The organism is Brachybacterium paraconglomeratum, from assembly GCF_039541415.1.
Classification (GTDB): Bacteria; Actinomycetota; Actinomycetes; order Actinomycetales; family Dermabacteraceae; genus Brachybacterium; species Brachybacterium paraconglomeratum_A.
In genome coordinates this window covers 340,859-365,618 of sequence record NZ_BAABGE010000002.1, presented here as the reverse complement: position 1 = coordinate 365,618, position 24,760 = coordinate 340,859, and the positions used below count along the sequence as shown (strand labels likewise).

Here is a 24,760-nt window from a genome sequence, read left to right as displayed (position 1 = left end):
CGTGAGGTCGCGCGTCTTGAACATTCCCGACAGAGCTCCCGACACAGCTACTGTCATGCCCATGGTCATGGAGCCCGACGACACCGACAGCATCGGGCGCGCCCATCTGCAGGACCCTGCGGAGCGCACTCACACCATCGCTCGCCGCCCGCCCTCAGATCACCTGCGCGGGTGGATCCGTCGCTTCTGGATCCCGGTGTGGGACGTCCCGGAGGGCGAGTCCTCCGAGCAGGCCGTGCTCCAGTACCCGGTGTGCCTGTCCATCACGACCCCGGCGTACTCCCGGTTCGTCGGCCCCCACCCCGGAGTGTCGAGGACCGTGCTCGAAGGGAGGTCCTGGGGTTTCGGGACGATGTTCGCGCCCGCCGCCGGGGCGAAGCTGCTCGGCCATCCGGTGCGGGACCAGGCCGGGAGCTGGTGCGACCTCGACGAGGTGCCCGCCCTCGCGGGACTGACGGGCCCCGTGCGCGCGCTGATGGCGCAGGCGCCCGAGGACCCCGAGATCCATGCCCGGTGCAGCGCCCTGCTCGAAGACCGCATCGCACGGCTCGGCGCACCGGATGAGGAGGACCTGCTGATCAACGACGTGGTCGAACAGGTCGAGCAGGACCGCGACCTGCTCACTGTGGCGCAGCTGAGCGAGCGGATGGGCATCGGAGAGCGCACTCTGCAGCGGCTCACCGTGCGACGCCTCGGGCTCACCCCGCTCTGGCTGATCCGCCGCCGTCGGCTCCACGATGCCTCGGTCGGGCTGCGCAGCGTCCACTCGCTCTCCGATCTCGCGATCCGGCTCGGCTACGCCGACCAGGCCCATTTCGGTCGGGACTTCCGCACCTCGACCGGGCTCACTCCCGGGGAGTTCGCCGCCCGCTGGAGATGACGCCGGGGTCCGCCCCGGAGCTCGGAGCTCAGAAACCCAGCTGCTCCGCGCGCGCGATGATCGCCTCGGCCGTCGCGACGGTCTGATCCACGTACGCCTCGCCGAACAGCTTCACGTGGGCCAGCAGTCCGAAGAACAGGTGGGCGGGGAGGTCCTGCTCCCAGCCGCGGGGCAGCGGGTGCTCGGCGACGTAGCCCTCGAAGATCTCCTCGAGGTGCGGCGCATCGAACAGGGACAGCATCGCGAGGTCCTCGAGCCGGTGGCCGCCGTGGGCAGCGGGGTCGATGAGGGTCGCGCCGTCGGCGGTCCACAGCAGATTGCCCGACCACAGGTCGCCGTGAACCCGGGACGGCTCCTCGGTGCCCTGCCCGCTGATGCCGTCGAAGGCGCCGTCGGCGATCAGATCGATGGCTTCATCGACGGTGTCGTGGCCGTCGGCGCCGAGCACGCGGGTGACTGAGTCGGCGAGCGGGCGCAGGCGGTCCTCGGCCCAGAACTCGACGAAATCTGTGCGTGGTGCGGTCTCGACCGCGAAGGGGCTCTCAAGGGGGCCGAAGTAGGCGGGATCGGCGGGGGCCCAGCCGAAGGCCTCCGCGCCGGCATCGTGCAGGCGGGCGAGCCCGCGGCCCAGCTCGCGGGCAGCCTCGGGGGTGGGCGGGACAGAGTCCAACCGCTCCAGGTGCAGGGCGTTCTTCTCCTCCGCGAGCACTTCGACGACCGGCACCACCTGGGGCTCTGCGAGCCAGCGCAGTCCAGCGGCCTCGGCCGCCACATAGCCCTTGGGGGCGCTCTCGGCATGCTTCACGAAGTCATTCATGGGCCCACCGTACGCAGAGCCCCCACCGAAAGCGCCACCCGGGGTGTCGCGAGGCACTGTGGCGGCATCGCGAGCGGTCACCGGTGCGGGTCCGACGCACCACTCCTCAGACGCTGATTCCCAGTGTCGCCGCGAGGGTGCGCCGCAGCGTCGGCAGCACCCGTGCATGCATGGAGCGGGTCGAGGCGCGGGAGGCGACATGCACCAGCATCGCGCTGCGCTCGTAGGCGGTCCAGGCCCGCATCCGCCGACGCAGGGAAGCCACATCGGATACCGAGGCGGGCAGCTCTCCGCGCTCGCCGCGGGCCTGCACATAAGCCCGCACGAAGCGGTCGACCTGCTCCTCGGCCAGCGGCACGTACCAGGGCCCGCCGTGCACGGCGCCGCCGAGAATCGCGAGGTCCCGGGCAGGATCGTCGCCCTGCGCCCACTCGAAGTCGATGTACTGCACCCGTGGTGCGCCGGTGACCGGGTCGCTGCCGTGCCAGAGGATGTTCGTCGAGCAGAGATCACCGTGGGCCAGCACGTACCCGTCCAGCTGTGCGATCTCGTCGTCGACGGCGGCGACCTCCGCGCGCGAGGCCTCGAGCAGGGGGCCGAGCCCGTGCTCCCGGATCGCTGCGCCATGGAACTGCTGCCAGGACTCGAACTCCGCCTCGACCTCGGGCAGCAGCGACTGCGGCCCCGGGGTCACCGCCGCCCAGGGGTCCGCCCCCAGCGACACCGGCCCACGGCCCGGGGCGGGCACGGCATGAAGCTGCGCGAGATGCGCGGCATGGGCCAGCAGGTGCGCCCCGGTCCAGGTCGTCGGCGAGGCGGCGACACCCGGGACCTCGGAGGTCACGACATACGGATGGCCGATCGGGCTGGTCGCGGGATCATCGTGGACGGCGATGGGTTCCGGGCCCACCTCAGCGGGCAGCAGGGTCAGCGCCGCGATCTCATGGGCCAGATCCTGATGCAGCTCCGCGGAGGTGACGTGCGGAATCCTCACGATCACCGGTGCGTTCTGCTGCGGGATGACCCGCCAGGCGGCGAAGCGCTCGCCGACGCCCGCGAGCGTGACCCGGGCCTGCCCCGACAGCGACGCCGGCAGCACCGACTTGTGCAGCCCGGGCAGCCGCACGGGGGAGGCATCCTCTCGCAGGGGCAGCACCAGTGTGCCCTCGCGCCAGACCTCCGCCAGCAGCTCGCCCATCGCGGTGGAGGCGGGATCCAGCGGTGTGGAGGGTGGTTCTCCCTGGTGCGGGACCATCGGGGCTCCTCGTGGTCGGTGCTCTGATCCTACCGGCGGCGGATGAGTCTCACCGGAGATGCGCGCGGTTTAGCATGGTCAGGCACCCCCGAGGGCCCGGGAGGGCCCGCCTGGCCCGGCTGCCTGGCCGCCGGGGGCTTCGCCGTCCGGGCCCGTCGGCCCGCCGCTCCGTCTCCTGCAAGGACACCGCCCATGGAACTCGCCCTGCTCGCCATCGTCGTGGGCGTCGGCGTGGGGATCGTGGTGGGGGCGCTCGGTGCCGGTGGCGGCATCCTCGCAGTGCCGGTGCTGGTCTTCCTGCTGGGCATGCCGACCCATGCCGCGACCGCATCGAGCCTGATCATCGTGCTGATCACCGCGCTCTTCAGCCTCCGGCACCATGCCCGGCACGGGAACGTGGAATGGAAGAACGGGCTGGTGTTCGCGGGGGTCTCGGTGGTGGGTGCGGTCGTCGGCTCCCGGCTGTCCGCGCTGGTGCCTGCACAGGTGCTGCTCACCCTGTTCGGGGTCATGCTGGTGGGCGTCGCGATCGCGATGCTGCGCCGCGCGCTGCGAACCCGCCGTGCTGAGCGTGACGAGGCCGCTGCTCATGGCTCACACGGTGCGCGCGAGACCGACGAGCCGGTGGCGGTCCACGACGATCCGGTGCTGGACCAGCCCGGCCCGGACACCGTCGAGACCGCGGACGGCATCCATCACCACCACGGCGAGCCCGAACTGCCACTGCTGCCCGCCCCGGCCCCTGCGCCCCGGACGCTGGTGGTGATCGCCGCCGCGACCCTCACCGGCTTCCTGACCGGCTTCTTCGGCGTGGGCGGCGGGTTCATCGTGGTGCCGATGCTGGTCATCGCGCTGGGCCTGGCGATGCGCCACGCCTCCGGGACCAGCCTGCTGGTGATGATCATCGCGACAGCGACGAGCCTGCTGGCCAGGCTCGGCACGGACGTCCAGATCGATTGGACGATCACCCTGATCTTCGCCGCCGGCTCCGCGGTGGGAGGGATCCTCGGTGGCCCGCTCTCGGCGAAGGCCCGCCCCTCCACGCTCACGCTGCTGTTCTCGGTGCTGCTCGGCGGCGTGGCCGCAGTGACCCTCGTGCAGACCCTGCTGCTGGGCTGAGCAAGTCTGAGCTGGGCTGAGCCGGGCCGGCGGGGAAGCGCGCGAGGCCCAGCTGACGAGGCGGATACTGGGCGCATGCCCGACTGCTCCGCGCCCGACTGCTCCGCGCCCGACAGCTCCGCGCCCGCCACCTCAGCGCCGGACGCCTCAGCGCCCGCCACCCCCGCGCCGCACCCGCGCTCACCCGCGCAGCGACCGCCCGTCTTCCCTCATCAGGTCACGCTGACCCTGCTCGCCGTGGAGGACGCCCCCGTGCTCGCGGAACTCGAGACCCGCAATCGCGAGCAGCTGATGGCCGGTGCTCCGGCCCGGGCGGAGGGATGGTTCACCGAGGCCGGGCAGCGCACGGCGATCGCCCACGCCGTGGCCGACCGGGAGGCAGGCGGCGGTCTCCCGTTCACCATCCGGCTCGAGGACAAGGGGGCGACGAGGATCGTGGGCCGCCTCAACCTCTCGACCATCATCCGCGGGGCCTTCGAGTCGGCCTCGCTCGGCTACTGGGTCGACACGGACGTCACCGGCCGCGGCGTCGCCACCCACGCGGTGCAGAGCGCGATCGCCGTGGCCTTCGGCGGCCTGGGCCTGCACCGGCTCCAGGCCGAGGTGAAGGTCGGCAACGAGGCCTCGGTGCGCGTGCTCGAGTACTGCGGCTTCACCGAGTACGGCCTGGCGAAGGACTATCTCCGGCTCGGCGGTGACTGGGCGGACTGTCGCCTGTTCCAGCTGATCGAACCGCACTGGCAGCCAACCGCCCCGGGCTCCGCCTGATCCGCGTCCCGGCCCCCGCCGCACTCAGCCCCGCCTGGCTCCGGCCTGACCCAGCCCACCGCGCCCAGCCCCGCCGCTCTCAGCCTCGCCTGACCTGATCCGCCTCGTGGCCCAGCTGGCATGTCGAGTACGGGCGACAGAGAGCACGCTCCGGATATATGACCAGAGCGTGCTCTCTAGCGCCAGTACTCGACGGCAGGGCCGGAGCCGGGGCCGGTGCCGGAACCGGGGGTGGTGCCAGGGCCGGTGCCGGGGCCGGGGCCGGTGGTGGGAGCGGCGACGGTGCGCACCGCGTCGTTGATCAGTCGAGCTGCGGCGCGGGCGGTGCGCCCGTCGATGTCCAGGGAGGGGTTCAGCTCCACCACGTCGAGCAGGGCGAGCTTCCCGCTGCTGGCGGCGGCGCGCACGGCCGCAGCGATCAGCGGCAACGGCACCCCGTAGGCAGCCGGCGCCGAGACCCCCGGGGCCACGGCCGCGGGCAGCACGTCCAGGTCGATGGTCAGGTAGAGCACGTCCAGGTCAGCGGCGAACCCCTCGACGAAGCGCGCGATCCCCTCGGCTCCCGCAGCGAGGCACTGCTCATCGGTCCACCACTGCACGCCGAGCTGCTCGGCCCTGGCGAACAGCGCTCCCGTGTTGGAGGCCTCGGCGATCCCGAGCACCGCGTAGGCCAGCTCACGGTCGGCAGCCTGCTCGGCCGCCGCCATCTGCGCGAAGGGGGTGCCGGAGGTGGGGCGAGGCTCCTCGCGCAGGTCGAAGTGGGCATCGAGGTTCAGCACTCCCCAGCGCTGTCCCGCGCTGGGCCCGATCTCAGAGCTGACCAGACCGTTGTACGAGGACCAGGCCGTCTCGTGCCCGCCCCCGAGCACCACCGTCAGCCGGGAGCCGGGACGGTCCAAGCCCTGCGCGGTGAGGGCCGCGGCCGCGGCCTGCCCACCCTCGAGGTCCTCGCCGATCGTCTCGGCATCGCCGAGGTCGTGCAGGCCCATCTCGCCGCGGGCGAGGGGCCCGTGCAGGGCCAGCGGTGACAGGGCGCGGCGCAGCGCGGCAGGCCCGTCGGCCGCTCCGACTCGGCCGCGGTTGCGGCGCACCCCCTCGTCGGAGCGGAAGCCGAGCAGCGCGATGTGAGCGGAGGCGGGATCCGCCGCTCCGGGACCGGCGACGCTGCGGACCACCTGGTGCCAGCGGGCGTGCTGGGGGCCGTTGCCGTCATTCCGGCCGGACCAGGCGCTGTCAGCGTCGGGAGAGTTCGTCATCGGGGCTCCTCGTCTGCGCACCAGGGAGTAGGTTCGCCCATCATGGCACCCGGCCTGGGTGAACGACCTGCCAGAGCACGAGACTGGGTCCGGCCCACCGGACATCGCCGACCGACGGTCCTGCGCATCCCGGTGCACCACCAGCACGATCCTTGCCGATCTGATCGAGGGAGAGACGATGACCCAGCGAGAGCGGCACGGCCAGGCGCAGGAGCGACGCCGGCTCGGCAGCAGCGACGAACCCGTCGAGGACGCCCTGGCCGAGGAGTTCGAGAACACGGTCACGGAGGGTGCGAACCGCTTGAACCGCACGTGGCGGGCACTGGTGATCACCGGTCTGTTCGGCGGGATCGACGTGGGCCTCGGACTGCTGGCGATGCTCGCAGTGCTGGACGCGACAGGCTCGAAGCTGCTGGGCGGCCTCGCCTTCGGCATCGGGCTGTATGCGCTGCGGCTCGCGCACTCGGAGCTGTTCACCGAAGACTTCCTGGTCCCGATCAACGCGATCGTCGCCGGGCACGGGACCTGGTGGCAGCTGCTGCGGCTGTGGACGGCGACCCTGATCACCAACCTCGCCGGAGGCTGGGCGTTCACCTGGTTCGTGGTGGCCGCCTTTCCGCGGTTCGACGACGAACTGATCGAGGCGAGCACGAGCTACATGGAGAAGGGCCTGACCCTCGAGACGGCCGCCCTCGCCGTGCTCGCCGGCTTCACGATCACGCTGGTCACTCGCATGAACCAGGGCTCGAAGGAGGGGATCGCGACGCTCGCGAACGCCCTCATCTCAGGACTGCTCGTGGTGGGTCTGGGCATGCTCCACGGGGCGCTGAGCTCGGCGGTGATCTTCGGCGCGATGCACGCCGGCGCCGAGGCCACCTACCTCCAGTGGCTGATCTGGTTCGCCTGGGTGATCCCGCTGAACATGGCCGGCGGCCTCGTGATGCTCACGCTCCCGCGCCTGGTGCGCACCTGGGAGCTCGTCACCGAGGAGCGCGCCTCGCAGCGCGCCGCGACGGGCGGCTCCGTGGCGGACTGAGCCCGGAGGGGCCCAGGGAGTGGCATCCTTGCGGATCATGGCACCCCCGAAAGTCCCGGCGGCCGACGCGACGCTGCGTCTGCTGACCTTCCTCGCCTCCCGCAGCTCCCCGGTCCCGGCCGCGCAGCTCGCCGAGCAGCTCGCCCTGCCCCGCTCACGCACCTACGACCTGCTGACCACCCTCGTGGAGCACGGCTACGTGATGCATCTGGAGCAGGAGCGGCTGTACGGGCTGGGGCCCGCCGCGCAGGTGCTCTCCGGTGCCTACCTGCGCCAGGAGCCGCTGGCGAGGATCGGCCGCCGCGTGATCGAGGCAATGGTCGACGAGGTCGGCGAGTCGGGCCACCTCGCGGTGCTGCACGGCCGCGACGTGCTCTACGTGATCGAGGAGCGGGCCCGGAGCCGACCCAGCCTGGTCACCGACGTCGGTGTGCGGATCTCCGCCCACCTCACCGCGAGCGGCCGCGCGATCCTCGCCGAGCTCCCGCCCGCCCAGCTGCGCGCCCTGTTCGGCACGCGGGACGACTTCACCTCCCGCACCACGGTGCCGGGACCGGAGAGCCCCAAGGACCTGCGCGAGCTCCTCACCCGGGTGCGGGCCGATGGGGTCGCCCACGAGACCGGGGAGGTCACCGAGGAGCTCGCCTCAGTGGCGGCGGTCGTGCACGACCATGCCGGCTGGCCCGCCGCCGCGGTGGCGATCACCTTCGAGGAGTCACGGACCCCCGTGGAGGTGCGTGATCGGTGCACGGCCGCGGTGCGCGCAGCGGCCGAGGAGATCACCCGCAGGCTCGGCGGGCGGCGCTCTGTCGTTGGTGTATAGCCGTCCCGAGCGCTGAAGGCGATGACGCCGCCAGCGGCTTCGAGGCCGTGGAGCCGCAGAGGCCCGCATGTGGGCTGCCAGGCAGTTCAAGGACGGTCGAGCGGGCCACTCTTAGGGGCATCGTGAACCGTCGCGACCTCGGTGGGTGTCGAGCTGCAGGCATCATTCCAGGCGCTCACCGTCGTGGAGTAGCTACCGCTATACATGACGGTGTCGCCCTCGGCCGCGAAGACTTCGCCGGTGCGATCATGAACGACGTAGCGAGTGCCGTCTTCTCGGGTGACTCCGATTGCGGTGGGGAAGAGGACGCCCACAGTTATGGCCGCGCCCAAGAAGGTGCAGCCTTCGTCGTCGATGACCAAGTCGCCGCTCACGACGGCAGCATCGCCGCCGTCACCTTCTTCCCACGTGAAAGTGGGGATCTCGAACGTCGTTGACCCTCCTGGCGGCTGCCCAGCGCACCCCGTCACGAGCACCGCGATCGCGAGACCGGCAAGGCCAGCCAGAGCGCGGCGCCCTGTCGGTCACTTGTCCGGCATGCCGGACACAAGCGGCGCGAAGGCCCTCGACCCCTCCCGTCGGCGGTGGTGTCCTGTACCGAACACCCCGCAGCGCGGAACCCCCGAGCAGCCCTCGACCCCAGGAGCCAACGATGACCCTCCCCGGAGCCCGCCCCGTCCGTGCCGCCCGCGGCACGACCCTCAGCGCGAAGTCCTGGCAGACCGAAGCCCCGCTGCGGATGCTCATGAACAACCTCGACCCCGAGGTCGCCGAGCGCCCCGACGACCTGGTCGTCTACGGCGGCACCGGACGCGCCGCCCGCTCCTGGGAGGCCTTCGACGCGATCGTCGAAACCCTCAAGGACCTCGAGGATGACGAGACCCTGCTGGTCCAGTCCGGCAAGCCCGTCGGCGTGCTGCGCACCCACGAGTGGGCCCCGCGCGTGCTGCTGGCCAACTCCAACCTCGTCGGCGACTGGGCGAACTGGCCCGAGTTCCGCAAGCTCGAAGCCGAGGGTCTGATGATGTACGGCCAGATGACCGCCGGTTCCTGGATCTACATCGCCACCCAGGGCATCCTCCAGGGCACTTTCGAGACCTTCGCGGCGATCGCCCAGAAGCGTTTCGGCGGCACCCTGGCCGGCACCATCACCCTCACCGGCGGCTGCGGCGGCATGGGCGGCGCCCAGCCCCTCGCCGTGACCCTCAACGACGGCGTCTGCCTGATCGTGGACGTGGACCGCACCCGGCTCGAGCGCCGCGTCGCCAAGCGTTACTGCCACGAGATCGCCGACGACCTCGATGACGCGATCGCGCGTGCCAACGCCGCCAAGGCCGAGCAGAAGGGCCTCTCGATCGGCATCGTCGGCAACGCCGCCGAGGTCTTCCCGGCTCTGCTCGAGCGCCATCAGGCGGGCGACCTGCAGATCGACATCGTCACCGACCAGACCTCCGCCCACGACCCGCTGAGCTACCTGCCGCTCGAGGTCACCGTCGAGGACTGGAAGGCGGAGTCGGAGGCCGACGAGGAGGGCTTCACCAAGAAGTCCCGCGAGTCCATGGCCCGTCAGGTGCAGGCCATGGTCGAGTTCCAGGATGCCGGCGCCGAGGTGTTCGACTACGGCAACTCGATCCGCGACGAGGCCCGCCACGCCGGCTACGACCGTGCCTTCGAGTTCCCCGGCTTCGTCCCCGCCTACATCCGCCCCCTGTTCTGCGAGGGCCTCGGCCCGTTCCGCTGGGTGGCGCTGTCCGGTGATCCCGAGGACATCAAGGTCACCGACGCGGCGCTCAAGGAGCTCTTCCCCGAGAACGAGCACCTGCACCGCTGGCTGGATGCGGCGAACGAGCACGTCGAGTTCGAGGGCCTGCCCGCCCGCATCTGCTGGCTCGGCTACGGCGAGCGGCACCAGGCCGGGATGCTCTTCAACGACCTGGTGCGCGACGGCAAGGTCAAGGCCCCGATCGTCATCGGCCGAGACCACCTCGACTCCGGCTCCGTCGCCTCCCCGTATCGCGAGACCGAAGCCATGCTCGACGGCTCCGACGCGATCGCGGACTGGCCTCTGCTGAACGCCCTCACCGCCACCTCCTCGGGCGCGACCTGGGTCTCGATCCACCACGGCGGCGGTGTCGGCATCGGCCGCTCGATCCACGCCGGCCAGGTGGGCCTCGCCGATGGCACCGATCTCGCCCGCCAGAAGCTCGAGCGCCTGCTGACCAATGACCCGGCGATGGGGGTGATCCGGCACGTCGACGCCGGCTACTCGCGGGCCGACGACGTCGCCCATGAGCGCGGTGTGCGGGTCCCGATGACCCCCACCCGCCGCGACTGACCTCGCCCCGCCCCGGGAGCCGGCCCGATCTCTTCCGTGCGTTCTGAACGCTCCGTGCGTTCACGGCAGGTCGGACCGGCCTCCGGGGCATACTCTCCCCACCCTCACCTGCAGGAGGCATCGTCATGGCCAGCACCCTGATCACCGGCATCAGCGAGCTGTGGACCCTCGATCCCACGCTCGATGACCCCGAGACCCCGCATGGCGTCTGCGACTCCCAGATGCTGCGCAGCGCCGCCCTCGTCATCGAGGACGGCGTGATCGCCTGGACCGGCGCCGCCTCCGACGCGCCGTCGGCCGATGACCGGGTCGACGTGGGTGGCCGCGCCGTGCTTCCCGGCTGGGTCGACTCCCACTCCCACCTCGTCTTCGACGGTGACCGCGCCGCCGAGTTCGAGGCGCGTATGGCGGGCGAGTCCTACTCGGCCGGCGGCATCGGCGTGACCACCGAGGCCACCCGCTCCGCCTCCGACGAGCATCTGCGCGCCCTGGTCCGCGGCAGAATCGCCGAGGCCACCGCCGGCGGCACCACCACCCTCGAGACGAAGACCGGCTACGGGCTCACGGTCGAGCACGAGACCCAGGCCGCGGCGCTGCTGTCAGCCCTGATCGCGGAGGGCGAGCTCGACGAGGCCACCTTCCTCGGCGCCCACCTGGTGCCTGCGGAGTTCGACGGCCGTGACGGCCGCCCCGGCGCCGAGGACTACGTGGACCTGGTGAGCGGCGAGATGCTCGCCGCCGTCGCCCCGCACGTGCGCTGGATCGACGTGTTCTGCGAGGAGGGCGCCTTCGACCCCGCGCAGTCCGAACGGGTGCTGCGCTCCGGGGCAGCCGCCGGCCTCGGGCTGCGGGTGCACGGCAACCAGCTGGGCCGCTCGGGTGGCGTGGCACTGGCGACCGAGCTCGGTGCGGCCAGCGTGGACCACGTCAACCACCTCGCGTCGGCCGACATCGAGGCGCTCGCCGCCACCGCCTCGCGCCCCACCGCAGCAGGGGAGCGGCCCGGACTGCTCGCCGTGGACTCGGGGCCGACGGTCGCCACCGTCCTGCCCGCCTGCGATCTCTCCACCCGGGCGCCGCTCGCCCCGGCACGAGAGCTGCTGGACGCCGGCGCCGCGGTCGCGATCGCCTCGAACTGCAACCCCGGCACCAGCTACACCAGCTCCATGAGCTTCTGCGTCACCACCGCCGTGCTGCAGATGCACCTGACGCTGGCCGAAGCCCTCTTCGCCGCCACCCGCGGCGGGGCCCTCGCCCTGCGCCGCACGGACGTCGGCCACCTCGGGATCGGTGCCCGCGCCGACCTGCATGTGCTCGATGCCACCGCCGCCATCCACCTCGCCTACCGGCCCGGTATGCCGCTCACCCACCAGGTGTGGCGGTCCGGGGTCCGGAGCTCGTGACCCTGGGCGTCCCACCCTGCAGTCGCGCAGCGCAGTCCCCTTCTGCGCCGCCCCCTACGGCGCAGTCCCCGCCCGCTCGGTCCGCTCCCGTTCAGTCCACCACCTCTCATCCCCCTGACCCGAAAGGACGATCTCAATGATGACGACGTCCGATGCATCGAAGGACCCTGGCTTCGACGGCGCGGCCGCGCGCCGGAACACCACCGGCATCGAGCTGAGGCCGATGCCCGGCCACCGCTGGCGCTTCTTCCTCTACAGCGCCATCGGCCTGGTGATGTTCTTCGTCTCCGTCGAGATCGGCGGGAAGTCCACGATTCTGGTGGACCACGCGCTGACCTTCGTGAGGTGGGTGCTGGGCGCCGCGGTGCCCTGGGTGGTCGTCGCCCTGGTGCTGCTGGGCACCGTGCGGCCCTTCCTCACCGGCTCCTGGAAGAACGGCGCCCTGCGCACGATCTTCGCCTTCGCGAACATCGTCGGCCTGGCGGTCGCGGTCTGCGCGGCCGCTGGCTACTACCCCGGACCGCTCGCGAACCCTGACATCGGGCCCTTCCTGTGGGAGAAGCTCGGCATCCCGGTGGGCCTCATCGTGCCCGTCGGCGCGGTCTTCCTCGCGCTGCTGATCAACTACGGGCTGATGGAGTTCATCGGCGTGCTGGTCCAGCCGATCATGCGCCCGCTGTGGAAGGTGCCCGGCCGCGCCGCGGTCGACGCCGTGGCGTCATTCGTCGGCTCCTACTCCCTCGCGCTGCTGATCACCGACCGGGTCTACCGCGAAGGCCGGTACACCGGCAAGGAAGCGGCGATCATCGCCACCGGCTTCTCCACCGTCTCGGCGACCTTCATGGTGATCGTGGCCAGCACCCTGGACCTCATGGAGCACTGGACGCTCTACTTCTTCCTCACCCTCATCGTCACCTTTGCCGTCACGGCGATCACGGTGCGGATCCCTCCGCTGAGGCGGATGGCGGATGAGCCCTTCGAAGGAGTCGCACACCAGCCCGAGCCGGTCTCGACGGGCAACCGCCTGGGTCAGGCCTGGGACGAGGCGATGCGTGCGCTCGCCAACGCCCCCGGCGTGGTGCGCGGCAGCTGGGCAACCTTCAAGGACGGCGTGCTGATGTCTGCCGCGATCGTCCCCTCGATCCTCTCCATCGGACTGGCTGGACTGCTGCTGGCCACCTACACCCCGGTGTTCGACCTGATCGGCTGGCTCTTCGTGCCCTTCGCCTACCTGGTCCAGCTGCCCGATCCGGTCCTTGCCGGCAAGGCCTTCGCGGTGGGCATCGCCGAGATGTTCCTGCCGGCCACCGTGGTCGCCGGCCACGAGTCGCTGGTGCTGCGCTTCACCGTCGGCGTCGTCGCGGTCTCCCAGATCGTGTTCTTCTCCGCCCTGGTCCCCTCGATCCTGGCCACGAAGATCCCCGTCAACGTGGGACACCTGGTGGTGCTCTGGTTCGTGCGCGTTGTGCTGACAATCCTGATCGCCGCCCCGCTCGCGCACCTGCTGCTGTAGCCCTTGCTGCTGTAGCCCCTCCCGCACCGTCCGCCACCCGCCCTCCGAAAGGAACTCCATGACCAGCCCCACCACCGAAGCCCCCGCCGTCACGCTGTCCAGCGCCGGCCTCACCGCCGCCGAGGTCCTGGCCGTCGCCCGCCACCGTGCCCGCGTCGAGCTCGACCCCGACGCGCGCGAGCAGGTCGCCTCGGTCCGCGCGCACATCGACGCGCTCGCCGCCGGGGACACCCCCGTCTACGGCGTCTCCACCGGCTTCGGCGCGCTCGCGGACACCTCGATCCCGCCCTCCATGCGCCACGCCCTGCAGCGCTCGCTGATCCGCTCCCACGCCGCCGGCGCCGGACCCGAGGTCGAGACCGAGGTGGTCCGCGCCCTGATGCTGCTGCGCGCTCGCACCCTCGCCTCCGGCCGCACCGGCGTGCGCCCGGTCGTGGTCGAGACGATCCTCGCGCTGCTGAACGCGCAGATCGCCCCGATCGTCCACGAGTACGGCTCGCTGGGCTGCTCCGGTGACCTCGCCCCGCTCTCCCACTGCGCGATCGTGCTGATGGGGGAGGGGCGCGCCCGCGACCGCGACGGCGTGGAGCGCCCCGTGCCGGAGCTGCTCGCCGAGGCCGGGATCGAGCCGGTGCTGCTCGAGGAGAAGGAGGGCCTGGCCCTCATCAACGGCACCGACGGCATGCTCGGCATGCTGCTGATGGCGATCGCCGACCTCGATGACCTGGTGCGCACCTCCGACCTCACCACTGCGATGTCCGTGCAGGCCCTGCGGGGTCGCGACTCGGTGTTCCGGCCCGAGCTGCATGCGCCGCTGCGCCCCCACCCCGGCCAGGAGGCGTCGGCCGGGAACATCTTCATGCTGCTCCAGGGCTCCGGCATCATCGCCGACGTCGCCGCCGAGGGCTCCCGCGTGCAGGACGCCTACTCGCTGCGCTGCGCCCCGCAGGTCGCCGGTGGCGTGCGGGACACCATCGAGCACGCCCGCACCGTCGCCGAGCGGGAGCTCGCCAGCGCGATCGACAACCCCGTCGTGCTCGAGGACGGCACCGTCACCTCCAACGGCAACTTCCACGGCGCCCCGGTCGCCTATGTGCTCGACTTCCTCGCCATCGTCTCGGCCGATCTCGCCTCGATCGCCGAGCGCCGCACCGACCGGATGCTCGACAAGTCCCGCTCCCACGGCCTGCCGCCCTTCCTGGCCGACGACCCCGGCGTGGACTCCGGCTTCATGATCGCCCAGTACACCCAGGCCGGGCTCGTCTCGGAGATGAAGCGCCTTGCGGTGCCGGCGAGCGTGGACTCCATCCCCTCCTCCGCGATGCAGGAGGACCACGTCTCGATGGGCTGGCACGCCGCCCGCAAGCTCCGCACCAGCGTGGAGAACCTGCGCCGGGTGCTCGCGATCGAGCTGCTCACCGCCGCCCGCGCGATCGACCTGCGCGGCCCGCTCACCCCGTCGGCCCCCACTGGCGCGGCGATCGCGGTGCTGCGCCGCACCGTCGAGGGCCCCGGCCCGGACCGCTTCCTCGCCCCGGACATCGCCGAGGCCGAAGCGCGGCTGCTGGACGGCACCGTGCTCGCGGCGGTCCAGGAGGTCACCGGCCGGCTCGCCTGAGCGCGCTGGGCCAGCACGCGCAAGCACCGCTGGTCCAGCTCGCGCGAGCACTGCCGGGCCGGCTCGCCCGAGGGCGTCCGGCCGGTGCGCCCGAAGGTGCCCGGCCGGCGCTGGGAGGGCTTCCGGAGAGCCTCGCGCCGGGAGGCTGGCCTGCCGGTGTCGGGGTGCCCCGACACTGTTCGCGCAGGTCGTGACAGCGCCCTCACCAGCGCGCATGCTCTGTGGCATGAACCCCTCACAGACCCCTTCCCTCGACCGCGGTGACCGCCGCTCCCTCGACCGCGACGACCATCGCTCCCTTGACCGCAGCGACCACCGTCGCGGGCTCCAGCTGCTGCTCGGCATCGCCCTGTACGTCGTCGCCCAACTCGTGATGGTCGGCGTCGCGGGCCTCGTCGGAGGCCCGGCGGGGACCCTGACCGGTGCGCTCATCGGCGCAGCCGTCGCCGTCGGCGGCTACCTCCTGATCGTCGGACCGATCGGAGGTCGCCCCGGACTCGGCCTGCGGGGGCGCGGCAAGCTCGCCGAACTGGCGCTGGGCCTCGCCATCGGCACAGCCCTGCTGCTTCTCGCCGTCGGCCTGATCTCCCTCTTCGGCGGCTACCGCGTGACCGGGATCTCGACGTCGCCGCAGCTGCTGGTGCCGCTCGCGATCGGCATCGGGGCCGGATTCGTCGAGGAGGTCGACTTCCGCGGGGTCCTGCTGCGGGTGCTCGATGCCTGGCTGGGCAGCTGGGCGGCCCTCGCGATCACCTCGCTCCTGTTCGGACTGATCCACCTGATGAACCCCGGCGCATCGATCTGGACCGCGCTCGGCCTGGTGATCGAGGCGGGGGTCCTGCTGGGAGCCGCCTACCTGCTGACTCGTCGGCTCTGGCTCGCGTTCGGGCTCCACATCGCCTGGAACACGCTGCAGGCCGGGGTGTTCTCCTCCGCGGTCTCCGGGTCCGGGACCCAGAGCGGACTGCTCATCGCGGAGTTCTCCGGGCCGACCTGGCTGGACGGCGCGTCGATGGGCATCGAGGGATCGCTCGTCACCGTCCTCCTGGGGTTTGCCACCGGGATCGTGATGCTGGTCCTCGCCGCCCGCCGGGGCCATCTGCGCGGACCGGTGCGCAGGCAGCACCAGGAGTCGGCGATCCGCGGTGACGAGAGGGTGCTCACTCGGCGCGTGAGCGAGTGACCCTGCGAGTACCCTGTGTCCGGGCTGCCCAGTGCAGCCCGGCCCCGACTCCTCGGGGACGAAAGCCCGTCACGCCTGAAGGATTGCCCCATGGGAGAGCTCCACCTCGGCTTCGAGATCGGTGCGATGGTCGTGCTCTGCGCGATCCTTCTCACCGATCTGCTGCTGGTCATCAAACGCCCGCACGTCCCCTCCCTGCGGGAGTGCGCGGCCTGGATCGGGTTCTACGTGGGGCTGGCGCTGGTCTTCGCCGTGGTGCTCTACTTCGTCGGCGGCATGCAGCCGGCCTCGGAGTTCGTCACCGGCTGGTTGCTCGAATACTCGCTGAGCATCGACAACCTCTTCGTCTTCATCATCATCATGGCGAAGTTCGCCGTGCCGCGCAGATACCAGCAGGAAGCGCTGATGGTGGGCATCATCATCGCGCTCATCGCCCGCGGTCTGTTCATCCTGGCCGGCTCGGTGATCATCGAGAACTTCACCGCCGTCTTCTACCTCTTCGGCATCTTCCTGCTGTGGACCGCCTGGAAGCAGGCGCAGGGCGAAGAAGAGGGCGGATCGGACTCCTTCATCATGCGCACAGTGCGGCGGGTGTTCCCCGTCTCCGACGACTACGACGGCAACAAGCTGCGCACCGTCGTGGACGGCAAGAAGCTCTTCACCCCGATGCTGCTGGTGTTCATCACCCTCGGCCTCACCGACGTCATGTTCGCCCTGGACTCCATCCCCGCGATCTTCGGCGTGACCCGGAATGCGTTCCTGGTGTTCACCGCCAACATCTTCGCGCTGATGGGCCTGCGCCAGCTGTACTTCCTCCTCGGCGGGCTGCTGGATCGCCTCGCCTACCTGCACTACGGGATCGCCGCGATCCTCGGCTTCATCGGTGTGAAGCTGCTGATCCACGCCATCCACGAGGCGCCGCTGGACTTCATCCCCGGCTTCTCGGTGCTGCAGAAGATCCCCGAGGTGCCGATCTGGCTCTCGCTCGCGTTCATCGTAGTGGCGATGGGGGTCGCCGTGCTCGCCTCGGTCATCTTCGCGGGGAAGTCCGAGCAGCATGAGGACACGGAGCGCACGATCACGGAGCACTGAGCCGGATCGCTCGGCGCTGGGCCGGAAGGATCCCCGGCCAGGGATACCGGATCGCGCTCGGGCTTCCCTCCGTCGGGCGCCGGGTCCAGGATGGGGGCATGAGCCCCCGACGAGATCGTGCCCGCACCACCGGTTCCGGCACCACCGGGATCGCTCGGATCGCCGGGACCACCGGGGTCACCGGTATCACCGGCGTCTCTGCAGATACCGGAGGCGACGCGGCGTGCTGGTTGGGCGAGCTGTGCCCGGAGTGCGGCGCCGTGCCCGAGGGGGAGGGCGCGCAGGATCCGACCGTGCCCTGCTGGCGCTGCGGAACGGTGCGCGCGTCCGCTGCGGACGGCGGATGACACTCGACCCTGCCCCGCCCCGGCCCGCCCCACCCCGCCGGGCGGCCACGGTTCGCCGCTCAGGACCTATGCGAGGTGCGATCATCGGTCCTCAGCGCAGAATCGCGGAGCGTCGGGAGCGTCGGGAGCGTCGGGAGCGTCGGGTGGGGCGCGGAATGGCGGGCGCGGGATCACACTGCCGGGGTCGCGAAGCCCCCGTTGGAGTGGAGCAGCTGGCCACGGATCCAGGACCCCTGCGCGGAGACCAGGAAGCGCACCAGGTCCGCGACCGTCCCCGGCCCGGCGAGCTCCCCTCCCGGCATCTGCGCGGTGACGGCGGCGCGGATCTCCTCGTCCATCCAGCCGGTGTCGATCGGGCCGGGATTGATCACGTTGGTGCGGATGCCGCGGTCCGCGAGCTCATGCGTTCCCGCCAGCACCAGGCGATCCAGTGCCCCCTTGGTCGCCCCGTAGGGGAGGTTGTGCACTGTGTGGTCGCTGGTCAGTGCGATCACGGCGCCGCCGGACGCGGCAGCGGTCGGCCCGCTCGGCTCGCCCTGCGCGCCCAGCTGGCCCGGCTCGCCCTGCGCACCCAGCGCACCCGGCGCGTTCACTGCGACCTGTTCCGCGAAGGCCTTCAGCAACAGCCAGCTCGCGCGCACATTGACTGCATAGTGCCGGTCGAAGCTCTCCACCGTGGTGTCCAGGAGCGAGGAGTCCACGGACTCGCAGTGGCTCATCACCAGGACCCCCAGCGGCCCCAGCGCTTTGCGGGCACTGCCGATCACCTGCGCAGGCACCTGTGGGTCGGCGAGGTCACCGGGGAGCAGGACGACACGCCTCCCGGCCGCCCGCAGCTCTTCCGCGAGCAGTTCCACATCCGAATCCTCGCCGAGCACTCGCCGGTCGTAGGGGGCGTGGAAGGACAGTGCCAGGTCGAACCCGTCGGCGGCGAGTCCCCGGGCGATCGCGGCGGCGATCCCGCGGCGGCGCCCGACGCCGGTGAGCAGAGCGGTGCGGGGCAGAGCGGCGGCGGTGCCGGAGGCGGGGAAGTGCATGCGGCCGACGGTACGGTGCGGTGGCGGTCTCGGCCACCGGTTTTTCGTGCCCGGAACGGCCCGCCCGGCCAGGTCATCCCTACGTCAGGTCACCGCTCCTCAGGTCACGCCCGCGTCAGGTCAACCCTGCAGCAGGCGACCAGCCGTCTCGGCTCAGTCGCCCGTCTCGTCAGGTCGGTCCCAGACCACGTGGCCGTCTTCGCCCCGCCGTGCTCCGTCGCTCGGCTCATGCTGCCGCTGCTTCCCGTCGGGCATGAGGTCCGCGACCTCGACCTGGTGCTCCATGAGCATCACGTCGGCGATCAGGCGGCGATGGCAGCGCCACCACACCGCCTCCGAGCACATCACAGCGGTGCGGGTGCGCGACACGTCGCCGAGCAGCTCCTCGAGGCCGGCACGGAACTCCTCGCTGCGGGTCCATCCGGCGTAGGCGCGGAACTGCTTCACTCGCCACCAGGTGTCCGGGGAGGCGGCATCCTCGTCCTTGGTGAGCCGTCGCCGTCCGCCCAGGCGCTCGTCCCAGCGGTAGCTGATCCCGGCCTCGGTGCAGATCTCCTCGACCGCGCCACGAGCGGCGGCATCGTTGGTGCGGGAGCCGGGGAAGCGGCGCACGTCCACCAGCTGCTGGATGCCGGCGCCGAGGAGCAGGTCGCTGAGCTCCGTGCGTGAGAGGGTGCCGTGCCCGACGGTGAGCAGAGAAGCGGTCATCGCTCCAGTATTGCGTCCTTCGCACGGGGCGCGGGGCTGCTGGCGAGACCGAGTGGTCGGCGAGGCAGACTGGGCACGTGAACTCTTCTGCAGCGACCAGGCCGATCCGTGCCCCAGGGCCGCGTCGGGCGCTGACGGCGTGCCTGGCGCCGCTGGCTGCCATGACGGCGGCCGTGCTGCTCTCGGTGCTGCTGGGGTGGACGCTGCGGGCTCTGCCCGCGGTGAGTGCGTGGGACCTCTCCCTGGTCGTGGCCGCGAACCACTCGCTGACCGAGAACGCTGGACGTCTCGCGGTCGGTATCGATGTCGCCTTCGGCCCCGCCCTGGCTGCTGCTCTGGTGGCCCTCGCCGCGCTCTTGGCCGGGCTGCTGCACCGCAGTAGGTGGGCCGCGCTCCGGGCTGCGCTGCTGGTCGCCGTGCCCTGGGCGATCGTGGAGCTGATCAAGCTGGTCGTGCGCCGTCCTCGCCCGGACGCGGACCTGCTGCTGCAGCAGCTGGTGCCCGAGCCGCACACCTTCAGCTACCCCAGCGGTCATACCGCCTGCGCCGCTGCCTTCGCCACCGTGCTCGTGCTCGCGCTGCCCGCAGGATGGCAGCGCCGCCTCGCCCTCGTCCCTGCCGTGCTGCTCGTTCTGGCCACGGCCTGGTCCCGGGTCGCGCTCGGCGTCCACCACCCCTCCGATGTCCTCGTCTCGCTGCTGCTGGTGCCGGTGCTGTGCCTGTTCCTTGCCCGGCTGCTGGACCTGCTCCACCCCGCTGCTGATCCTCGCCCTGCGGGCATCGCTGAGGGCGCCATCGAGGGCGTGCCCGGAGGCGTCGGCGTCACCGAAGACGTCGTCGAGGAGGTCACCCGCCGCTGGTGAGCACCTGCTCGGTGGAGCGCAGATCCACCTGCGGCGGGAACAGGCTCATGGTGTGCAGGGCGGGCGGGCCGTTCTCCGCCGCGGAGTGGGCCACGGCGTCGGTGACCACGGTCAGGCGCACCCCGGCATCGGCCGCAGGGAGCACCGTGGAGATCACGCAGCAGTCCGTGGTCACGCCCGTGACCAGCAGGTGGGTGCGCGGGTTCGCGGGCCAATCCACCCGCTCGGCCAGCTGCGCACCCCATTTGCCGAAGGTCGGCTCGTCGATCGTGGGGTGGGCGGACAGGCCGCGTGCGGCATCGACCAGGTCGTAGCGCGCGTCCTCTGCCGGGACATCCGCGAAGGGCCAGGCCCGGAAGTAGTCGCCCCAGGCGGTCGCCCGGTCGGCGGTGGGCAGCCAGCGCGTGACCAGGGTGCGCTCGGGGCCCACGGCCTCCGCCAGGCGGGCGATGTTCTCCATCGCCGCCGGGAAGAAGGGCGAGCACCACTGGGAGCTGGGGTCGGCGAAGATCCATTGCGGGTCGACGATCAACAGCCAGGGCGCCGGGTTCGCCTCAGGGGCAGGGAGCATGGGCGGGATCCTCTCCAGAGGGTGCCTCGTTGCACGGGGTGGGTTCAGAGCAGGTGGGGTCTGTGCAGGTGGGTTCAGAGTAGTCGGCGTGCTGGCGCGGCCGGAGGGCGGCGAGCACCGCCGGCGCGACCGCGAAGGCCGCCCCGGCCAGGCACAGCACCCCGCCTATCGCCGCCAGCGGAGGCGGCACCTCGCCCAGCAGCAGCCAGGCCAGCACCACGGTGAAGGCGGGCACCAGCAGCGAGGAGGAGCTGAGCAGCCCGGCGCCGGTGTGGGTCAGGGCGTAACCCCACAGCAGGAAGGCGAGCGCGGTGGGGAACACCCCGAGATAGACCACGCCCAGCACTGTGCTGACGGGCGCCGCGCCGACTTCCGCCACCAGCGCTGGCGCGAAGGGCAGGCAGGCCAGAGCGCCGGCCAGCACCCCGATCACCGTCATCGAGGTGGAGTCGACGTGGGCGAGCAGCAGCTTCTGCGCGAGCACGCTGCCCGCGTAGAGCAGCGCCGCCACCAGCCCCAGCACCACCCCCAGCCCGGAGAGGTCGCCGGTGGAGGCACCCACCGTGATCAGCACGATCCCGCTGAAGGCGACCAGCACCCCGGCGAGCAGCCGCACGGAGAACCCCTCCCCGAGCAGCAGCCCCGAGGCGACCGCCACGATCAGCGGCGCGAGGTTCACGAGCATCGCGGCGGTCGCTGGATCCAGGAACAGTTCCGCGGCGTTGAGCACCACGAGATACACCGCGAACCAGGCGACGCCCCAGCCGATCACCGCGGCCCACAGCCGCCCGCTGCGAGGTCGGCGGGCCCGGCCCAGGAGCAGCAGGGGCAGCAGGACGGTCGCCGCGGAGCCCACCCGCAGCAGAGCCATCGCGCCGGGGGAGAAGTCGTTCCCGGCCACCCGGATCACCAGGAAGGACGAGGCCCACATCAGCATCACCCCGAGCGCGGCGAGCCACGGCAGGGCGGGATGGGCGGGGGAGGAAGGCATGCACCCATCGTGGACCCTGCAGGGCGTGCGCGGCACGCCTGCCCACGCGCGCATCCTGCTCCCTGCACGCGTCCCCGCGGCGGGTGCGCCACTCGGTGGTGGTGCGCGGGGTGCGGAGCCCTCGCGGTGTGCACAGGTACGGGCGGTATGGAGCACGCTCTGGCCATATATCCAGACCGTGCTCCATACCGCCCGTACTCGACCATCAGTCGGAGGAGAGGCTCGGTGCTCGGTGCTGAGCGCCCACCACCCCGCCGGTCAGCTCAGCGCTGCTCCTGGCGGCGGATCTTCCCGCGCCGGGCGAACCAGGTCACGCCGAAGCCGAGCACCAGCGCGAGCAGCACGCCGATGTTGGAGTACGCCCAGTTGCCCAACCAGAGGGAGCCGTCGGCCGTCTCGACGTAGGTGCCCAGGCCCAGCGGCTCGAGCAGGTAGCCCTGCCAGTTGTTCCACGGGGCGTCCTCGGTGAAGCCGTTCACGACCAGGCCCCAGCCCAGGATCGAGGCGACCACCATGGTGATGATCGAGGTCCAGTCGAAGGCGCCGTAGCGGCCAGCGGGATCGAACAGGGCCTTCTCGTCGTAGTCGGCGCGGCGGGTGAGGATGTCGGCGATCAGGATCCCGGCCCAGGCCGCGATCGGCACGCCGAGGGTGATCAGGAAGCTCTGGAACGGGCCGATGAAGCTGGTCGCGAAGAACGCCACCCAGATGGTGCCGGCGGTGAGGATCAGCCCGTCGACCGCGGCGGCGGCCGGGCGGGGAATGCGGATCCCGAGGCTGATCAGGGTGAGGCCGGAGGAGTAGATGCCCAGCACCGCGCCGGAGACCAGGGTCAGCACCGCGACGATCCAGAAGGGGATCAGCGCCCACAGCGGCAGGATCGTCACCAGCGCACCGATCGGGTCGCCCTCGATCGCGCCGGCGAGCCCCTCGTCGGACCCGGCCAGCAGCAGCCCGAAGATCACCAGCACCACCGGCGCCGCGGCGCCTCCCACCGTATTCCACAGCACGATCGAGCCATCGGACGCGGTGCGCTTCTGGTAGCGCGACCAGTCCGCGGCGATGTTGATCCAGCCCAGCCCGAAGCCGGTCATCACCATCACCAGTGCGCCGATCATCGCCTGCGGGGAGCCTGAGGGGGCGGAGAGCACGGCGTCGAGGTCGATGTGGGGGATCGTGAGGATCATGAACAGGATCGTCATCGCGCCGGTCGCCCAGGTCAGGATCGACTGGAGCTTCATGATCGTGTGATAGCCGAGCACGCTCGCGCCCACGATCAGGGCGGCGATCAGGATCGCGGCGATCACGGTGACCGCCTGCCCGGAGGCGAGGCCCAGCACATCGAACACGGTCGCGGTGGCGAGCACCGCGGAGATCGCGAGCGAGGTCTCCCAGCCGATCGAGGTCAGCCAGGAGACGATCCCGGGCACCTTCTGGCCGTGCACGCCGAAGGCCGCGCGGGAGAGCACCATCGTCGGGGCGCTGCCGCGCTTGCCGGCGATCGCGACCAGGCCGCACAGCAGGAAGCTGACGATGATGCCGATGACCGCCACGATCGTGGCCTGCACGAAGCTGATGCCGAAGCCGAGCAGGTAGGAGCCGTAGCTCATGCCGAACACGGAGACGTTCGCGGCGAACCAGGGCCAGACCAGATCGCGCGGCTTCGCGACGCGTTCGGATTCCGCGATGATCTCGATACCGGCGGTCTCGATGACGCCGGCGCCGCCGACGGGGGCGGGGCTGCTCTCAGGGGAAGTCATGGCTGCTCCGGGAGGAGGGGTCCGACGTGGGTCGGACGACGGGAAGGCGAGGACTGCCGTGAATTCTCCCACGAGTGTGAGCAGACCAGGGGTGACCTCCTGTGAGAGCAGGAATATGGTGGAGCAGGTCGTGCGCGCACGACCCGGGAGGCCCCGCACCGCAGCCGCTCCAGTCGCCCAGGCCTTCGAGCCCTCCGAGTCCTGATGAGCGCGGTCTCGCAGCGCCTTCTGATGATCACCGCCACCAGCGCAGGGACGGACTGCGGGTGCCCGCAGCGCCGCCCCGGAAGGAGTCCCGTGCCGTCGTTGCCCTCTCGGATCCAGGCCGCATCCCGGAGGATGGTGAGTCTCGGGCCGAGCCGTGTGGACCACATCCCGGCCCTGCGCATCGCAGTCGGACTGGCGATCCCGATGGCCGTGCTGCTGCTGACGGACCGGACCGAGTGGGCGATGTACGCCGGGTTCGGTGCGTTCACGGGCATCTACTCGAGATATGAGCCCACCCGGCTGCGGTTCCGGCGCCAGTCGCTCGCCGCCGCGATGCTCACGATCTGTGTGACGCTCGGGGCGGCTCTCGCTCAGCTCGGTGAGCGGATGCCTCCGCTCGCGGAGTCCTGGACGGCTCTGCTGGTAGGTGCCGTGGTCGCCGGGCTGAGCGCCACCTTCGTGCTCGCCCGCGGGCTCAAGCCGGGCGGGGCGGTCTTCCCGCTGTTCGCGGTCGCGGCAGTGGCGGCAGCGCCGCCGGCCGCACCGGTCTGGGTCGCTTTCCTGTTCGCCGGCTCCTGTGCGAGCCTGTGCGTCGTGCTCGGGCTGCTCGGACACTGGGCGGGGGAGCGGCACCCGGGGGCCGAGGTGCGTCCCGCGATGGAGACCTGGACCCGGGCCCAGCTGGGCATGGAGTTCGGTCGCTTCGCGGTGGCCGCTGCGCTCGCCGGCATGCTCGGCCTCGCGTCGGGACTGCCTTTCCCGTACTGGGCGCAGATCGCCGCGATCGCCCTGCTCGCCGCCCCCGGTCGGACTCTGCAGATCGAACGTGGGCTGCACCGCGTGGTCGGCACGACCCTCGGCGTGGTCACCACCGCCTTCCTCCTGTCCTTTCCCGCCGAGCCATGGCAGCTGGTGGTGTGGATCGTGGTGCTGCAGTTCATCGCCGAGCTGTACGTGCTGCGCAACTATGCCTTCGCCCTGCTGTTCATCACCCCGCTCGCGCTGCTGATGGTGCAGCTGGCGCATCCGCAGCCGGTGGGGCCGACGCTCGAGGCGCGCGTCCTGGAGACCGCGATCGGTGTGGTCGTCGGTATCGCGGTGGTGATCGCGGCGGCGCTGTGGAACCGCCGGTCAGCGCGGCGCGCGCCAGCCGTCGAAGGCTGAGCCCCGCGCCTTCC

The 24,760-nt window shown here is 71.4% G+C and carries 23 protein-coding genes; 14 read left to right on the top strand and 9 right to left on the bottom strand.

All coding sequences use genetic code 11. The features are described 5' to 3' along the window. Positions 1-61: 61 nt before the first annotated feature. Positions 62-880 carry an AraC family transcriptional regulator gene (locus tag ABD893_RS01580; RefSeq protein WP_345075762.1) on the top strand — a complete coding sequence of 273 codons (819 nt, stop codon included), beginning with the start codon at positions 62-64 and terminating at the stop codon, positions 878-880. Between the two features lie 28 nt (positions 881-908). Here ABD893_RS01580 and ABD893_RS01575 read toward each other — a convergent pair whose 3' ends face one another. Next, positions 909-1,697, bottom strand: a complete 789-nt coding sequence (locus tag ABD893_RS01575; RefSeq protein WP_345075761.1) for a fructosamine kinase family protein — start codon at positions 1,695-1,697, stop codon at positions 909-911. A gap of 106 nt (positions 1,698-1,803) precedes the next feature. Continuing rightward, positions 1,804-2,952, bottom strand: a complete 1,149-nt coding sequence (locus tag ABD893_RS01570) for a phosphotransferase family protein (RefSeq protein WP_345075760.1) — start codon at positions 2,950-2,952, stop codon at positions 1,804-1,806. Between the two features lie 192 nt (positions 2,953-3,144). Between ABD893_RS01570 and ABD893_RS01565 the strand changes: the two genes are divergently transcribed. Then, positions 3,145-4,071, top strand: coding sequence for a sulfite exporter TauE/SafE family protein (locus ABD893_RS01565; protein ID WP_345075759.1), 927 nt, complete (start codon positions 3,145-3,147; stop codon positions 4,069-4,071). Positions 4,072-4,146: 75 nt separating this feature from the next. Next, the gene (locus ABD893_RS01560) at positions 4,147-4,839 is read left to right on the top strand and encodes a GNAT family N-acetyltransferase (protein WP_345075758.1); all 693 of its coding nucleotides are present in this window, start codon (positions 4,147-4,149) and stop codon (positions 4,837-4,839) included. A 176-nt stretch (positions 4,840-5,015) separates the two neighbouring features. Here the strand turns inward: ABD893_RS01560 and hutG are convergent, their stop codons facing one another. Continuing rightward, entirely contained in the window at positions 5,016-6,095 is a 1,080-nt protein-coding gene (gene hutG / locus ABD893_RS01555) for a formimidoylglutamase (RefSeq protein ID WP_345075757.1), read from the bottom strand. A 178-nt stretch (positions 6,096-6,273) separates the two neighbouring features. On the opposite strand from hutG, the gene ABD893_RS01550 reads away from it, so the two are divergent. Beyond that, positions 6,274-7,131, top strand: coding sequence for a formate/nitrite transporter family protein (locus tag ABD893_RS01550; RefSeq protein ID WP_345075756.1), 858 nt, complete (start codon positions 6,274-6,276; stop codon positions 7,129-7,131). Positions 7,132-7,168: 37 nt separating this feature from the next. Next, complete coding sequence (locus ABD893_RS01545) at positions 7,169-7,954, top strand: IclR family transcriptional regulator (protein ID WP_345075755.1); 786 nt, start codon at positions 7,169-7,171, stop codon at positions 7,952-7,954. 86 nt (positions 7,955-8,040) lie between these two features. Here the strand turns inward: ABD893_RS01545 and ABD893_RS01540 are convergent, their stop codons facing one another. Beyond that, positions 8,041-8,328: a hypothetical protein gene (locus ABD893_RS01540; RefSeq protein ID WP_345075753.1), complete on the bottom strand. Its 288-nt coding sequence runs from the start codon at positions 8,326-8,328 to the stop codon at positions 8,041-8,043. Positions 8,329-8,606: 278 nt separating this feature from the next. On the opposite strand from ABD893_RS01540, the gene hutU reads away from it, so the two are divergent. From hutU to ABD893_RS01505, 7 genes are all read left to right on the top strand, one after another. Continuing rightward, entirely contained in the window at positions 8,607-10,289 is a 1,683-nt protein-coding gene (gene hutU / locus ABD893_RS01535; protein WP_345075752.1) for a urocanate hydratase, read from the top strand. A gap of 125 nt (positions 10,290-10,414) precedes the next feature. Further along, positions 10,415-11,692, top strand: a complete 1,278-nt coding sequence (gene hutI, locus ABD893_RS01530) for an imidazolonepropionase (RefSeq protein WP_345075750.1) — start codon at positions 10,415-10,417, stop codon at positions 11,690-11,692. A gap of 136 nt (positions 11,693-11,828) precedes the next feature. Then, positions 11,829-13,205, top strand: coding sequence for a YjiH family protein (locus ABD893_RS01525; RefSeq protein WP_345075749.1), 1,377 nt, complete (start codon positions 11,829-11,831; stop codon positions 13,203-13,205). Between the two features lie 58 nt (positions 13,206-13,263). After that, a complete protein-coding gene (gene hutH / locus ABD893_RS01520; RefSeq protein WP_345075748.1) occupies positions 13,264-14,823 on the top strand; it encodes a histidine ammonia-lyase in 1,560 nt (519 codons plus the stop codon). 226 nt (positions 14,824-15,049) lie between these two features. Further along, positions 15,050-16,006, top strand: coding sequence for a CPBP family intramembrane glutamic endopeptidase (locus ABD893_RS01515; RefSeq protein WP_345075747.1), 957 nt, complete (start codon positions 15,050-15,052; stop codon positions 16,004-16,006). Positions 16,007-16,096: 90 nt separating this feature from the next. Next, positions 16,097-17,098 (top strand): TerC family protein, encoded by a 1,002-nt coding sequence (locus tag ABD893_RS01510; protein WP_345075746.1) that lies wholly within the window; start codon positions 16,097-16,099, stop codon positions 17,096-17,098. Positions 17,099-17,196: 98 nt separating this feature from the next. Next, the gene (locus ABD893_RS01505; RefSeq protein WP_345075745.1) at positions 17,197-17,445 is read left to right on the top strand and encodes a hypothetical protein; all 249 of its coding nucleotides are present in this window, start codon (positions 17,197-17,199) and stop codon (positions 17,443-17,445) included. Positions 17,446-17,615: 170 nt separating this feature from the next. Here the strand turns inward: ABD893_RS01505 and ABD893_RS01500 are convergent, their stop codons facing one another. Together ABD893_RS01500 and ABD893_RS01495 are read right to left on the bottom strand one after the other, a co-directional pair. Continuing rightward, positions 17,616-18,482, bottom strand: a complete 867-nt coding sequence (locus tag ABD893_RS01500; protein WP_345075744.1) for an SDR family oxidoreductase — start codon at positions 18,480-18,482, stop codon at positions 17,616-17,618. Positions 18,483-18,635: 153 nt separating this feature from the next. Continuing rightward, positions 18,636-19,190, bottom strand: a complete 555-nt coding sequence (locus ABD893_RS01495; RefSeq protein WP_345075743.1) for a DUF488 domain-containing protein — start codon at positions 19,188-19,190, stop codon at positions 18,636-18,638. 77 nt (positions 19,191-19,267) lie between these two features. Here ABD893_RS01495 and ABD893_RS01490 point away from each other — a divergent pair, with 77 nt between their 5' ends. Next, entirely contained in the window at positions 19,268-20,053 is a 786-nt protein-coding gene (locus tag ABD893_RS01490) for a phosphatase PAP2 family protein (RefSeq protein ID WP_345075742.1), read from the top strand. Here the strand turns inward: ABD893_RS01490 and ABD893_RS01485 are convergent. From ABD893_RS01485 to ABD893_RS01475, 3 genes are all read right to left on the bottom strand, one after another. Next, the gene (locus ABD893_RS01485; RefSeq protein ID WP_345075741.1) at positions 20,037-20,624 is read right to left on the bottom strand and encodes a cysteine hydrolase family protein; all 588 of its coding nucleotides are present in this window, start codon (positions 20,622-20,624) and stop codon (positions 20,037-20,039) included. The genes ABD893_RS01490 and ABD893_RS01485 overlap by 17 nt on opposite strands. After that, positions 20,608-21,615 carry a DMT family transporter gene (locus ABD893_RS01480; protein WP_345075740.1) on the bottom strand — a complete coding sequence of 336 codons (1,008 nt, stop codon included), beginning with the start codon at positions 21,613-21,615 and terminating at the stop codon, positions 20,608-20,610. Before ABD893_RS01480 ends, ABD893_RS01485 begins: the two co-directional genes overlap by 17 nt. Positions 21,616-21,878: 263 nt before the next feature. Next, positions 21,879-23,375, bottom strand: coding sequence for a purine-cytosine permease family protein (locus ABD893_RS01475; RefSeq protein WP_345075739.1), 1,497 nt, complete (start codon positions 23,373-23,375; stop codon positions 21,879-21,881). 339 nt (positions 23,376-23,714) lie between these two features. On the opposite strand from ABD893_RS01475, the gene ABD893_RS01470 reads away from it, so the two are divergent. Beyond that, positions 23,715-24,746, top strand: coding sequence for an FUSC family protein (locus ABD893_RS01470; RefSeq protein WP_345075738.1), 1,032 nt, complete (start codon positions 23,715-23,717; stop codon positions 24,744-24,746). Positions 24,747-24,760 lie beyond the last annotated feature (14 nt).

Excerpts from the sequence above, each read along its gene's own strand:
- ABD893_RS01480 (WP_345075740.1), bottom strand. The coding sequence starts at position 21,615 with ATGCCTTCCTCCCCCGCCCATCCCGCCCTGCCGTGGCTCGCCGCGCTC.
- hutH (WP_345075748.1), top strand. The coding sequence starts at position 13,264 with ATGACCAGCCCCACCACCGAAGCCCCCGCCGTCACGCTGTCCAGCGCC.
- ABD893_RS01550 (WP_345075756.1), top strand. The coding sequence starts at position 6,274 with ATGACCCAGCGAGAGCGGCACGGCCAGGCGCAGGAGCGACGCCGGCTC.
- ABD893_RS01485 (WP_345075741.1), bottom strand. The coding sequence starts at position 20,624 with ATGCTCCCTGCCCCTGAGGCGAACCCGGCGCCCTGGCTGTTGATCGTC.
- ABD893_RS01510 (WP_345075746.1), top strand. The coding sequence starts at position 16,097 with ATGGGAGAGCTCCACCTCGGCTTCGAGATCGGTGCGATGGTCGTGCTC.
- ABD893_RS01575 (WP_345075761.1), bottom strand. The coding sequence starts at position 1,697 with ATGAATGACTTCGTGAAGCATGCCGAGAGCGCCCCCAAGGGCTATGTG.
- ABD893_RS01525 (WP_345075749.1), top strand. The coding sequence starts at position 11,829 with ATGATGACGACGTCCGATGCATCGAAGGACCCTGGCTTCGACGGCGCG.
- hutG (WP_345075757.1), bottom strand. The coding sequence starts at position 6,095 with ATGACGAACTCTCCCGACGCTGACAGCGCCTGGTCCGGCCGGAATGAC.
- ABD893_RS01500 (WP_345075744.1), bottom strand. The coding sequence starts at position 18,482 with ATGCACTTCCCCGCCTCCGGCACCGCCGCCGCTCTGCCCCGCACCGCT.
- ABD893_RS01560 (WP_345075758.1), top strand. The coding sequence starts at position 4,147 with ATGCCCGACTGCTCCGCGCCCGACTGCTCCGCGCCCGACAGCTCCGCG.
- ABD893_RS01505 (WP_345075745.1), top strand. The coding sequence starts at position 17,197 with ATGAGCCCCCGACGAGATCGTGCCCGCACCACCGGTTCCGGCACCACC.
- ABD893_RS01470 (WP_345075738.1), top strand. The coding sequence starts at position 23,715 with ATGGTGAGTCTCGGGCCGAGCCGTGTGGACCACATCCCGGCCCTGCGC.
- ABD893_RS01475 (WP_345075739.1), bottom strand. The coding sequence starts at position 23,375 with ATGACTTCCCCTGAGAGCAGCCCCGCCCCCGTCGGCGGCGCCGGCGTC.
- ABD893_RS01545 (WP_345075755.1), top strand. The coding sequence starts at position 7,169 with ATGGCACCCCCGAAAGTCCCGGCGGCCGACGCGACGCTGCGTCTGCTG.
- hutI (WP_345075750.1), top strand. The coding sequence starts at position 10,415 with ATGGCCAGCACCCTGATCACCGGCATCAGCGAGCTGTGGACCCTCGAT.
- hutU (WP_345075752.1), top strand. The coding sequence starts at position 8,607 with ATGACCCTCCCCGGAGCCCGCCCCGTCCGTGCCGCCCGCGGCACGACC.
- ABD893_RS01580 (WP_345075762.1), top strand. The coding sequence starts at position 62 with ATGGTCATGGAGCCCGACGACACCGACAGCATCGGGCGCGCCCATCTG.
- ABD893_RS01570 (WP_345075760.1), bottom strand. The coding sequence starts at position 2,952 with ATGGTCCCGCACCAGGGAGAACCACCCTCCACACCGCTGGATCCCGCC.
- ABD893_RS01515 (WP_345075747.1), top strand. The coding sequence starts at position 15,050 with ATGAACCCCTCACAGACCCCTTCCCTCGACCGCGGTGACCGCCGCTCC.
- ABD893_RS01565 (WP_345075759.1), top strand. The coding sequence starts at position 3,145 with ATGGAACTCGCCCTGCTCGCCATCGTCGTGGGCGTCGGCGTGGGGATC.
- ABD893_RS01495 (WP_345075743.1), bottom strand. The coding sequence starts at position 19,190 with ATGACCGCTTCTCTGCTCACCGTCGGGCACGGCACCCTCTCACGCACG.